12 protein-coding genes and 1 pseudogene are annotated in these 12,328 nt (G+C 42.8%); 9 read left to right on the top strand and 4 right to left on the bottom strand.

Features of this window, described 5'->3' with window-relative positions:
* Positions 1-115: 115 nt before the first annotated feature.
* From JWG44_RS14985 to JWG44_RS14995, 3 genes are all read right to left on the bottom strand, one after another.
* Positions 116-883, bottom strand: a complete 768-nt coding sequence (locus tag JWG44_RS14985) for an enoyl-CoA hydratase/isomerase family protein (RefSeq protein WP_205275823.1) — start codon at positions 881-883, stop codon at positions 116-118.
* A 125-nt stretch (positions 884-1,008) separates the two neighbouring features.
* Positions 1,009-1,797 carry a LolA family protein gene (locus JWG44_RS14990; protein ID WP_205275824.1) on the bottom strand — a complete coding sequence of 263 codons (789 nt, stop codon included), beginning with the start codon at positions 1,795-1,797 and terminating at the stop codon, positions 1,009-1,011.
* Positions 1,798-1,824: 27 nt separating this feature from the next.
* On the bottom strand, positions 1,825-3,834 hold the full coding sequence (locus JWG44_RS14995) for a tetratricopeptide repeat protein (RefSeq protein ID WP_205275825.1): 2,010 nt from the start codon (positions 3,832-3,834) through the stop codon (positions 1,825-1,827).
* A gap of 134 nt (positions 3,835-3,968) precedes the next feature.
* On the opposite strand from JWG44_RS14995, the gene JWG44_RS15000 reads away from it, so the two are divergent.
* The 8 genes and pseudogenes from JWG44_RS15000 to JWG44_RS15030 all read left to right on the top strand — a co-directional run bounded on the left by JWG44_RS15000 (position 3,969) and on the right by JWG44_RS15030 (position 10,525).
* The gene (locus JWG44_RS15000) at positions 3,969-5,261 is read left to right on the top strand and encodes a hypothetical protein (RefSeq protein ID WP_205275826.1); all 1,293 of its coding nucleotides are present in this window, start codon (positions 3,969-3,971) and stop codon (positions 5,259-5,261) included.
* Complete coding sequence (locus tag JWG44_RS15005) at positions 5,236-6,357, top strand: cysteine desulfurase family protein (protein WP_205275827.1); 1,122 nt, start codon at positions 5,236-5,238, stop codon at positions 6,355-6,357. Before JWG44_RS15000 ends, JWG44_RS15005 begins: the two co-directional genes overlap by 26 nt.
* 255 nt (positions 6,358-6,612) lie before the next feature.
* A pseudogene (locus tag JWG44_RS22710) lies at positions 6,613-6,858 on the top strand (LA_2272/LA_2273 family lipoprotein); the annotation flags it as partial.
* 12 nt (positions 6,859-6,870) lie between these two features.
* Complete coding sequence (locus JWG44_RS15010) at positions 6,871-7,254, top strand: hypothetical protein (RefSeq protein WP_205275828.1); 384 nt, start codon at positions 6,871-6,873, stop codon at positions 7,252-7,254.
* A gap of 137 nt (positions 7,255-7,391) precedes the next feature.
* Complete coding sequence (locus JWG44_RS15015; RefSeq protein ID WP_205275829.1) at positions 7,392-8,099, top strand: LA_2272/LA_2273 family lipoprotein; 708 nt, start codon at positions 7,392-7,394, stop codon at positions 8,097-8,099.
* Positions 8,100-8,101: 2 nt separating this feature from the next.
* Entirely contained in the window at positions 8,102-8,821 is a 720-nt protein-coding gene (locus tag JWG44_RS15020) for an LA_2272/LA_2273 family lipoprotein (RefSeq protein WP_205275830.1), read from the top strand.
* A gap of 124 nt (positions 8,822-8,945) precedes the next feature.
* The gene (locus JWG44_RS15025) at positions 8,946-9,749 is read left to right on the top strand and encodes an LA_2272/LA_2273 family lipoprotein (protein ID WP_232371668.1); all 804 of its coding nucleotides are present in this window, start codon (positions 8,946-8,948) and stop codon (positions 9,747-9,749) included.
* Positions 9,750-9,757: 8 nt separating this feature from the next.
* On the top strand, positions 9,758-10,525 hold the full coding sequence (locus JWG44_RS15030; RefSeq protein ID WP_205275831.1) for an LA_2272/LA_2273 family lipoprotein: 768 nt from the start codon (positions 9,758-9,760) through the stop codon (positions 10,523-10,525).
* A 7-nt stretch (positions 10,526-10,532) separates the two neighbouring features.
* Here the strand turns inward: JWG44_RS15030 and JWG44_RS15035 are convergent, their stop codons facing one another.
* Complete coding sequence (locus JWG44_RS15035; RefSeq protein ID WP_205275832.1) at positions 10,533-11,678, bottom strand: deoxyguanosinetriphosphate triphosphohydrolase; 1,146 nt, start codon at positions 11,676-11,678, stop codon at positions 10,533-10,535.
* A 122-nt stretch (positions 11,679-11,800) separates the two neighbouring features.
* Here JWG44_RS15035 and JWG44_RS15040 point away from each other — a divergent pair.
* Positions 11,801-12,328 (top strand): DedA family protein (locus JWG44_RS15040; protein ID WP_205275833.1); only part of this gene is annotated, 528 nt, incomplete at its 3' end.

Below are 12,328 nucleotides of genomic sequence, written 5' to 3' on the forward strand. Positions count from 1 at the left end.
CTGTAGAACCTCCTACAATATTTGAATTTTCCGAAAGATTCCGATTCTTGCTTTGTACAAATTAAAGCCGGCGATTTCACCGGCTTTAAAACATTCTTCTTTTCTAAATTAGAATTTACTGAAATACCGGTCTTCTTCTTTCAAGAATGGATTTCATCCCCTCTTGACCGTTTTTGGAAAAAACAGCGTTGGAGAGAAGAGTGATGTCTCTTTCCGCGTTTTTTTCGGCAAACATACGAACCGGATCCCGAAGAGAAACTTTGATGCCGATCACCGATTCAATCGCCATGTCCTTAAATTGCTCGCAGTATTTTCTCGCTTTTACCATCATCTCTTCGGTGGAGGCAGCCACGTCGTCGATCAGACCGATCTCTTTGGCTTCTTCCGCTTTGAGCCCTTTTCCGGAATAGAGAAGATCTCTGGCTCCGTTGATTCCGACGGTTTCTTTCAACATAAAACCCGCAACCGAAGGAAAGTTGATTCCGATCTGGGATTCCGGAAAACCGAGACGACCTTTTTTTTCCACCATCATTCTATAATCGCAAAAGATCGCGTAAACCGCACCCAAACCCATAGAATGACCGTTCATCGCGCATACGATCGGCCTTTCAAAAAACAGAAGTTTCGAAGCCGTGTCCAAAGCAAGACGAAGGACTTCCTGAATCTCTTCCAGAGTTTTCCCCACGAAAATTTCAGGGTTGAATCCGTTGGAAAAAAACTTTTCGTTTTTGGATGTAAGAATCACCGCTTTGATCGTCGGGTCCTTTGCAATCGATTCGAGTTTCGAGGAAATCGTACGAAAAAAATCTCCATTCAAAGAATTGACTTCATTGGTTTCAATGTAGAGTTCCAGGATATGATTGTTTCTAATTTCGGAAAGCATGGTTGCTCCTAGTTCGATAAAATGTGAATTCTGCGACGCGGATTCGATGGTTAAACCCGCATCTTTGAATAAGATTCATCCAAAATGACGGAAGAAAGAATGCTGTAAACCTCGATCTTCTTCTTTCAAAACTGAAATTTAGAATCGGGAATCCGCTCCGAAAGAGCGATCTTTTTCATCTTGATTTCGATCTTATTCTGATCCAGATTCGTTTTCGGTTCTACGATTCTTGTGATCGTAGTTTTCGGCGGAAACGAAACGATCCCCTGTACCTTTGTGATCGCTCTTAGATTGCTTTTTTTGGAAAGAAGTTCCACGGAACTGATCCCAAACTCGGTCATCCAAAACGTAATATCCTCTCCGGGTTTTTTTACAAGAATCGCACGTTCCGAAAGATTCACAAAGATCGGATCGGCTCCGGCAAGCCCCGAGCTATTGTTCGATAGAAGGGAATATAAAACCGGAAACGGAATCGTGGATTGTTTTTTTCCGCTTGGATCCTTAAAGACGATATCTCCCATCGGAAGCGTCTGAGTGTTCGAATTCGCGGTTTTGATCTGAATCGAAACTCCATCTGTAAACACTCTGGAAACGATCATTCCGAAAAACGGATCCGAAAGTTCGATATACATCTTTCCGGAAGGACGATCGTAATAGATTTTTCCGTCCGCGGAAAAACTTTCCTTTTTCGGGACAAAGTTCTCGATTCTCATGGAGAATTCTCCGGAATAGGAACTGTTTTTGTCTTCGAGTTCTTTGATCGATTTTAGAATGCGCGCGGCGTCCGGATTTTTAGAGGATAAAAATTTCAAATTTCCCTTGTCGGGAAACGAAATTTCTTCGATCTGAGGGGACATACACGCATAGAACACAAGCGAAAATATTAATAAAATGGAATGTATTTTGAGTTTCATTGATTTATTTTTTTTTGGAATTTTTAGTTACGGGTTTAAAGGTCGTAATACGACGTTCTGAAGTTTTTTATGAATTCTATTCGTGTCTTCTTTTTTCTTAAAAAGTTTGAGGCTTTTCTCCCAATAGGCGATCGCGTTTCTCAATTCGTTTTTTTCTTTGTAAACATCGCCGATATGTTCTAAAATCACGGGGTCTTCTTCTCCCTTGTCTTTTAAAATCTGAAACGCCAATTGTAGATGTAAAAGCGCCTCTTCCAAATTTCCCATCTTAAAAAAAATCCAACCGAGACTGTCTTGATAAGCCTCGTTGTCGGGCGCGAGTTCCACGGCTTTTTGGACGAGAGTTAGGGATTCTTCCAAACGAATTCCCTTTTCGGAAAGATAATAACCTAAATAGTTGTAGGCCATCGGGTTGGTAGGATCGATCTCCATGGCTTTTTTGAGATCGTTTTCCATCGCGTCCTGATTCCCCAGCTTCTCGTGAACGGAGGCGCGATAAAAATAATAGATCCCGTTTCCGGATTCCTTTTCGATCGCGGAATTGAATTCCTCCAAGGCTTCTTTGTATTTGTCCTTGGAAGCAAGAACGATTCCCAAAAGATATCTCGCGTAAGACATCTCCGGTTCCGATTTCAAAACTTCACGGATCAGATTTTCAGCTTCCTCTTTTTTGTTAGGAGGATCCGCACGGAGTAAATAAGCAAGATGTAACTGGAATTTGAGTTTATCGGAATTTTTCTCGGCAAGTTCGACGGCTCTACGGGATTCTAAAATCGCACGATAAACAAAACCGGATTGTTCGTGGCAGGATGCCAAAAAATCATGAATCTCCGCAGAGCTCCATTCGGAAGTTTTATTCGGAATTTGACTCGCTCTTTGTGCGGTCCTCTCCGCGAGTTCGAACTGTTGCATTCCGAAAACGATTTCCGAAACTTCTCTGAGTTCCCTCAAATACTTCGGTGGATCTTTTTCCTTTTCATAGATATCGAGCATCGCCAGACGCACCGCAAGACGAGCGGGGAATTTTTCCTTTACGGACAAAAGAATTTTCTTTGCTTCGGCGTATTTTCCGAGCAATACAAGATACAATCCGTCGAGGACGCTTCCTTTCGGAATTTTCGACTGTTGATTGAGAATATTAAAATATTCGAATGCGTAAGAGCGGCTTTCGATAAAATACATTTCGGCCAGTAGATGTTCGACCGAAGAAAGATTTTTCTTTACCTTTAGAATTCGATTGAGTTCCTTTCGAGCGGAAGCGAATTTTCCGAGTTGGTTCCAGATTCTCGCGAGCGTGAGCCTTGTGGAAATATCCGAAGGATTCTGCTGAAGATAGGAGCTTAAAAAATAGAGGGCCTTTTTTGTCTGCCCGCTCGCGAAATACATTTCACCCAAAGACTTATCCACATAGGATCTGTATTTCGGATTTCCTTCCCGATTTCGAATGGAATCGCTGAGCGAAGTCAGATAAAGAATCGCCCTCGGAAAATTTTTGAGTTCCTGATTCAAAGATCCTAAAAGATAAAGAAGATCGGAATCGTCCGCAAATCGACTCAGGTTCGTTTCCAGATAGTCGCTCGCCTTTTGATATTCTCCCATCCGAATGAGAACCCTCGCTTTCAAAAGATAGGCGTCTCGAAACTGAGGATCGGCTTGAATCGCAAAGTCAGCTTCCTTTTCAGCCGATTCAAATTGTCCCAATGCGAAATGTCCGTTTGCCTTGGCGACTCGGGAAACGGGAGAAACGGGCCGTTTGAGCATTTCGGAACAACGGATGTATTTTTCGTAAAAACCTACGGATTCTTCATAAGCTTTTTTTGATTTTTCCTGAGAAGTTCCTTTGGTCGCATCGGTTTGTTTGTCGAAGGCGAGAGATAAAAAGAATTCGGGAGCGACCGTGGATTGTGAGTATTCACATTCTTCTTCCGAAAAAAGAGAGAACGGAAAAACCGTAAAACAAAAAACCAAGACCCAAAGATGGAAAGACACGAAACCGGAAAGTCTACGAAAGACGTTTTTATTATTTGCTTGATTCATTCGGGTAACGGGACAGATTTGAGAAGAATGTTCCATACGTCAGGAACCATCCCGTCAATAGGTCCGGAATTTCATTCTGCGCACAATCCGTCTAGGAGTCGAATCAATTTTCCAAACGAGCGGAGCGGTTCATCTTGTTAACATACATCCGAGAAAATAAAAAATTCATTCTGATCCTACTTTTGGCTTGGACCGCCGCGGCCGCCTGGATCCTTCCCAATCGATATAAATTATTGAGTAAAGTTGCGCTGATGGTGAGACCGCCCGGTTACGATCGCAAGACCGCGGAAGAATTTATCGAAAAGGGAGATTCGATCCTGCAAAGGGAAGTCGCTTATCAAGATCAAGGGGAAAGAATCCCGGATCTCGATCTGATGAGGGAAGCCTGTCTTTATTATTATTCGATGAGCGAGAGAGATTCAGTTCTTTACAAACCTTCTTGGACGGATTCGATTCATATCTGGAGATTTAAGGATTCCGGAATAAAAGAAGAATCCTCCGGAGAAAAAAAAATCTCTTCCAAAACAAGATCGAGAAACCCGATCACGGGAGGACTCAATCCCGGAGAATACTGGAAAAGCACATATCCGACCGTCTTAGAGGCGTTAGACTATTATAAGAGGGCTTTGAATTTTTCAGGACCGGATTTTTCCGTTCCCAAAAAAATCGAACGAACGGCTCTGGCGGTTTGTCGCCCCGAAGAAGTTTTGCTCGCATACGCGGACTATGTTCGAAACACGGAAGAATCGGTTCGTGTCGCGATCGAAAATAGTAAACCCAAAAAACCGTTTTTCTCCTGCAATCAAGATCCCAATCCGATGAACGTATTGACCGAAAAACAAAATCAGATGCGCGTTTGGTCTCAGATCAAATCCAATTCTTTTTTGATCGATCCGGATCGGAATATCAGAGTCAACGCAAACGATTTCAAAAAAGCTCTCAACCTACTCGCCTTCGGAATCTACAAAACCGGACTCAATTCGATTTCTCCTTTGGAAGCGGACGGAATTTTAGAAAAACTTCTTTTCTTCTCCGATCCTGGCACCGTCGAATACGACGAACTCCTTTTCAAAAGAGGAATGCTCAACTATCAACTCGGAAAAAGAGACCCGCTTTTTTGGAACAAAGCGATCTTCTACTTTCGAGAAGCCGCACAGTCTAACTTCTTAGATAAGGGCTCGGTATTCGAAGCACAATTGATGAATATTCGTTCCGAGATTCGAAAGGGAGAATTGGATTTAGCCTTACAGGGGTTACAGTCTCTGGAATCCGAACTTTATACGATCGATAAAGCGTATCGGACGACCGGAGCCGGAAGAAGTGACCTTGTCGAAGACAGAAAAAAACTCTTACGATACGTTCTCCGAAAAAAAGGAAGATACGAAGAAGCGGATGAACTCTATGTCGAAGAAGATTCATTATTTTGATTACAACGCGACCCATCCCCCTTTTGCGGATGTGCTCGTAGAAGTTCAAAACGACTATCTCAACGATTTCTACAATCCTTCCGGCGCGACCCGATTTTCCTTAGCGAGACAGGGAAAAATCGAAGAAGCCAGAAAGGTTTTAGAAAAATATACGGGCAAACCCGCAAAAGAATTTGTCTTTTCCTCCACGGGAACCGAAGCCAATCACCTCCTAACGCAGGCTATCTCCGAAACGTTTGCCGGATCGGCGATCGTATCTTCTTTCGAACACGCTTCTATGTATTCCGCGCTGGAATACGCAGGTTTTGAGACGAGAAAGATTATTTCCCTTTCGAACGGACAAATCGATCTTTCCCATCTTCGAATTCTTTTGGAAGAAAAACCGGCTCCCATTTTTGTCCTACACGTCGCCAACGAATCCGGAGTCATCCAACCTCTCGAAAAAATCTCCGCACTCGCAAAAGAATTCGGCGTTCCTTTGTTTTCCGATCTGATGCAATCCTTTGGAAAGATAGAAATTCCCTTTTCTATCTTGAGCGGATTAACGTTTTCGGGTCATAAAATCGGAGCCGGGATGGGCGCATCCGGCACTTGGATTCGTTCCGATTTGGTTTCTGAAAAAGAATTCGGAATTTTTCGCGGAGGAAATCAGGAGAACAATCACCGAGCAGGAACCGAAAATTCTCCCGCAATATTAGCTCTTTCGTATATTCTAAAAAGAAGAATTCCCGAGATCAAAAAGAAAGACGAAATTCTAAAAACCTATCAAACCAAAATCGAAAGCGTATTGGAAGAATGCGGTTGCAAAATCATAGGAAAAGAATCCCCGCGGATCGCGAGCACCTCCTTTTGTCTTCTTCCCACGGACGACGTCGATTTTTTTATGATGGGACTGGAAGAATCCGGTTTTGTAGTATCGACCGGTTCCTCCTGTAAGTCCAGATCCAGAGAACCAGCTGTTTCTCTTTTGTCCATGGGATTTAGCGAAGAAGAAGCCTTGCGCGCGATACGGATATCGACCGGATGGTTTACAACCGAAGAGGAAGTGGATAAACTTTGTATTCGGATTCGAGATGTTTTAAAAGCCTTGTTCTAAGATTTATAAAATTTTGAATCTCCTTTTTGTTCAAAAACGAAAAATGAATTTCGATTTTGAAGTAGTTTTCATTGGCGCAAAGCGCCTTAGTTTAAAAATTTTTTCAACTTGATTTGAATTCGATTCAAAATCAGATCCTCTCTTCTGTTTTAATTTTCAAGAAAATCAAACAAAATATATCCAACACTCTTGTAGTTAAAACAGTCCCGTAGGAAACGTTCTTTGTCGACCGTCTTTCGGCAATAGCACATAACTTTGAAAAAGCGATATTCGCAAATTCTCACCCAAATCTGCATCTGGATCGGATGTTTTCTCTTTTTATTTTCCTGCGCCATCGGGGGAATCGAAAGGGATAATCCTATAGTCAAAATTCCGCAAAACTCAGATGTGGAAATACTTCGGATCAATTTAATCCATGGAAGAACGGAGAAACTATTTGGGCTTAGTATCGGAATATCAAATGAGGTAAGATCTGACCTCACGGGTTTTCAAATTGGAATTCTAAATAAAGCGATGAACGGAACGATTCCGATTCAAATCGGAGTTTATAATCGATTGGATGGCGTAGGATATGCGATTCGAACGGGCTTAATCAACTACGGTGGAAGATTTTCTTTGAATCCACGAAATATTCCGATCTATCTGATCGGCGGTGTCACGGTTGGAGTGATCAATTTAGATTCCGACGGCGGTGCGAATGTAGGAATCGCCAATCTTTTCGTCGGCGGACTCAATGTAGGTCTCATCAACATTTTGACAAACGGGTTTACTATCGGATTGATCAATCACGGATTCGGCAAAACATTCACCCTTGGAATAATCAATTTTTGTGAATTTGGACCAATTCCCGTTATGATCCTTGCAAACTACTGCTATCTTACTAAAGAAAAATCTTAAAACATCAAAACAGTCGATTCGAAACAAGGACGTATTTTCCGTCTATGACGGATTAGAGAATCGGAGAATCAAAACGAAGTTGACAAACTTTCATTTTCTGTGAAAAAAGCCCTCACAAATTTCAGCACAAACCACACATGAAAATTAGAATCAAATACCAACATTGCTCCGTCGTACTATTCTGCTGGATCCTTTTGAGTAACTGCGGCCTAGCGCTTACCCCTCGCATAACGACGAAAATACCCCCTAAGACGGAAACCGAAATTTTTCGGCTCAACCTTTTATACGGAGAAGTCAAAACTCTCGCCGGAATCAACGTAGGATTGTTAAACGAAGTCCAGGAAAATCTCTACGGAGCTCAACTCGGAATCGTGAATTTTTCGGAAGGAAAAACCTACGGATTCCAAGTGGCCGTGGTCAATGCGGCAAAGAACAAAGGTTTTGGAATTCAAGCGGGAATCGTAAATTCCACAAACGGAGATTCCAAAGGAATCCAAGCCGGAATTATCAACTTAGGAAGTGATAAACGAGGTTACGATCTTACGATAGGCGTCGGCAATTATAAGACGAGCGGGCTTATGATCGGAGTCACGAACCTTTCCACACAGGGAATCAATCTCGGGGCCTTAAACGAAAATTCTCAAGGCCTTAACTTGGGAGTTTTGAACATCCAAGGAGGCGGAGTCAGTATCGGAGTCTTTAACGGAGGGTCCGGAGTTCATATCGGCCTTTTCAATTCGGCGGGAGAAGACGAGACCGAACCTCCTACTATACAATTCGGACTTCTTAATTTTTGCGGAAAGGGAAGATTTCCGGTCATGATCGGATTTAACTATTGTAAATAACTATGAAACATAAGAATTCTTTAAATTACACTTTTATCATTTTCCTTCTGAGTTCCGTTGCGGCCTTCGCCTTGAATTGTGGGGTCGGGGGACTGCGGGGAGAGAAATCCTTTGTAAGAACGCCGGCAAAAACGGAAACTGAACTCGTAAGATTAAACCTTCTCTACGGAGAAGTGAAAAATCTTTACGGAGTCAATATCGGGGTAATCAATTCCGTAAAAGATCGATTGATCGGAGTTCAAGTGGGCGGGGTCAATCTTTCGGACGGAAAGTCCTACGGCGCCCAGGTTTCCCTCTACAACGAAGCAAAAAACAGCGGTTTGACCATCCAAGTGGGCGGGGTCAATAAAGTCGAAGAGACCGGAGCGGGAATTCAAGTCGGGCTTTATAACAAGGCTTCCAACGGCGGGGTTTATCTTACCGCCGGTCTATACAACAAAGGTAGCAGCGGAGCGACGATCGGTCTCATCAACAACGAAGGATTGGGAATCAACGTGGGCGGCTTTAACTACGGCTACGGGGTAAACCTCGGAATCATCAATTCCGGCAAGGGACTCAGCATCGGAGCGATCAACATGGGAGAAGACGGCAATTTTCAAATTGGGATTTTGAATTTCTGCTCGGAAGGCCCTTTCCCCATCATGATCGGAATCAACTATTGCATCAAATCATCGGCGCCTGTCGAAGAAAAAGCCCAATCCAAGACCGTTCCGATCAAGTGACAATGAGCGCTTCTAAAGAAAAAAGTCTAATTTTTGAATATTATAAGAATTGCAATCTATCTTTTTCAAAGTGAAATTTCCCATTCTAGTATTTTGATTAAAAAAAAACTTGAACCCGAATTCGATGAATCGTATCGAGCATAACCCAAACTTAAAATCGCGATTCGGAACGATTCTATTTTTTTTTAGACCAAAGTTTCTCTTTCTTTTCCTTGTTTCCACGCTCGTCACCGCCTGCGGTGTCGCTTTGGTGCCGCGGCTAACCGTAAAAATTCCACCCAAAACGGAAACGGAAGTGTTTCGACTGAATCTACTCTATGGAAAGGTTGATTCTATCTATGGAATCAATCTAGGAATTATCAATTCAACGGATCGTCTAATCGGTGCTCAAGTAGGGATCGTAAATTTTGCCGAAAATTCAATCGGAGTTCAGGTTGGTATAATCAATAATTCGCAGCCGACCTATGGCACTCTAAAAATTGGACTTCTCAACGTAACGCTAATCCTATCGGGACTCGATCCCAACAATAAGAACAGAAAACTGCCCGAAAAAGACATTGGAATTTCAGTCGGTGTATTCAATCTTATGAGCGGCAAATTCAACTTCGGTTTATACAATTGGGGAAAAGGCGGCCTCAATCTAGGGCTATTAAATAATAACGCAGGCAATTCCGTTAACATTGGCGTTTTAAACTTAATCGATAATACATTGAGCATTTCTGTTCACAATAATGATAAGTCGGCAATCAGTTTAGGACTCGTCAATGTAGGTGGCAGGAGAAACGAACTGCAAATCGGAATCATCAACTATTGTCCGAACAATACGGTTCCAATCATGATTTTTGCTAACTACTGTGCGGACTCAAAGGCGACTGAAAAGTCCGAAACTATTATCGAACCTACCGAAAAAGAAACATTCGAAAATTAGGATCATCAATGCAACGATCATCGCAGTTTTCCATTCTTCTCGTATCATTTTGCTGGATCCTCTTCTACAATTGCGGAATTGCTCTCACACCTCGCTTGACCGCGAAAATTCCACCCAAGACGGGAACAGAAGTATTTCGACTGAATCTACTTTCCGGTGAAGTAAGTCACCTCTACGGAATCAATCTAGGAGGATTGAATTCTGTTGATCATCTGATCGGAACCCAGATCGGAATTGTTAACGTAGCCGAAAATTCGATCGGAATTCAGGCGGGACTTCTAAACAATTCAAACCCAACGTATGGCACTTTGAAAATCGGACTTTTCAACTTTAATTTTTTCTTGGATAGAGGAATGCCGAGACCAGGGCCTTATGAAGATTACGATCAGGAACAGGAACAGGAACAGGAAAATAAAAATCGCGATCAAAAAAACTTCGGGCTTTCAATTGGCGTCGCCAATGTGATGAGCGGAAAATTCAACTTCGGTTTGTTCAATTGGGCAGAAGGTCTCAATGTAGGATTCGTCAATTTGAACGAGGGAAGTTCGGTTAATTTAGGAATTGTGAATATAGGTTCAAACGCGGAAGTTCCTCCTGAAAAAAAACGGGCGATTAGTTTCGGAATTTTCAATTTAGGATCCAAAAAAGAAGAATTCCAAATCGGAATCGTCAACTATTGTCCAAACAAAACGATCCCCATCATGATCATCGCAAATTATTGTTCAAAACCGGTGACGGCGGTTGAAGAAAAGACGGAAGTGAAGCCAATCCAATAATAGAAGATTACGGCAAAGACTGATAGATTTTTTCCGCGTATCGATCGGTCATTCCCGCCACGTAATCGCTGATCACCCGGTATAAGGATTCTTCCTCGATTCTTTCTTTGTAAGTTTCCGGAATTTTTTCGGGATGTTTGAGAAAATAGTCGAATAAGGATTCGATCACCTTCTTTCCGTAATCGCTCATTCTTACAAGATCTTCGTGTCGATACAATCTTTCGTAGAGAAAGGATTTGAGCTCGCGAAACCGGGTGTCGACTTCTTCCGAAAAACTCGCAACTCTCACACCTTGTTTCCAAATTCTTCCCAGATCCTCCCTGGAACGGACTTGGTTTTTTTCCAGTTGTGAGGAAATATTCCGAATGAGATCGGAGACCATCGCGTTTGTGAGATTTCGAATCGAAGTTCGGATTAAAATTTTCTCGGCCGCTTCCGGATAACGTGTCTTACAATCCCGGTAGACTTCGTTCCAAAAACGATTTTCGGATAAATCTCCGAGATGCAGATAACCCATTTCCCAACCGTCTTCGATATCGTGACTCGTATAGGCGATCTCGTCCGAGAGATCTGCGATCATCCCTTCCAGAGAAGGTCCGTCTTCCTGTCTGGATAAAAACATTCCCGAAGTTTCATACTCGGCTCCGTGTTTCATCAATCCCTTCAAAGTTTCTCTACAAAGATTCAAACCGGGAAAACCGGGATATTTTTTTTCGATCGCGGTTACGATCCGCAAAGACTGTTTGTTGTGTTCAAAACCGCCGTGATCCTTCATCAAACCGGAAAGAACGTCTTGTCCAGCGTGACCAAAAGGAGTATGGCCGAGATCGTGAGCGAGCGCAATCGTTTCGGAAAGATGAGAATTGAGACCAAGAGCGCTCGCAATCGTCCTAGAAAGTCCCGCGACTTCCAACGTATGAGTCATTCGATTTCTATAATTCTCCCCTACGGAAAAGATAAAAACCTGGGTTTTGTATTGGAGACGTTTGAAGGCGCTGGAGTGAAGAACCCGATCCCGATCCCTCTGGAAAGGAAGTCGGTAAGAATGTTCTTCTTCTTCGTAGATCCTTCCTCCGTTATTCGCGCTGGAGACAGCATAAGGAGCGAGACCCGCTTCCTCTTTTTGAATCAATTCGTTTCTAGAATAATACACTTTCCCCAAAATCGGGAACTTTTCTAAAAAGTCTCCTTACTTTTTTTGTTTGTTTACTGCTATTTTAAAGGAGCCAGATTTTAATGTCTCTGAAATTCTAACTTCAAGGCGACCCAGTAAGAATGGAATTCTTAAATCTTCTTGTTCACATCTTTTCCGATTACGGATATATCGCCGTCTTTTTAGTGTTGATCCTCTGCGGTTTCGGACTTCCGGTTCCGGAGGATATTTCCCTGGTTTCCGGCGGTGTCATCGCCGGACTCGGAAAGGCGGATCCTCATTTTATGTTTTTGGTAGGAATGGCGGGAGTTTTGATCGGAGACGCTTCCGTTTTTTTACTCGGAAGAATCTACGGGATTCGAGTTTTACAAATCCCAATGATTTCCAGAATCGTAACTCCGGAAAGATTTGCGAAAGTCCAAGACAAGATCGCAAAATACGGAAACTGGGTCACGTTTATGGCTCGATTTATGCCGGGTCTCCGAATGCCGATTTATCTCACAGCAGGAACCTCGGATCGAATTTCCTTTTACCGATTTGTAACTTTGGACTTTATGGCTGCGATCATTTCGGTTCCCGTCTGGGTCTATCTTGGTTACTTCGGAGCTCACAACTTTGACACTCTTCTGAGTTGGGTTCATCAAGGTCAG

Source organism: Leptospira ainazelensis, assembly GCF_016918785.1.
GTDB classification, from domain to species: domain Bacteria; phylum Spirochaetota; class Leptospiria; order Leptospirales; family Leptospiraceae; genus Leptospira; species Leptospira ainazelensis.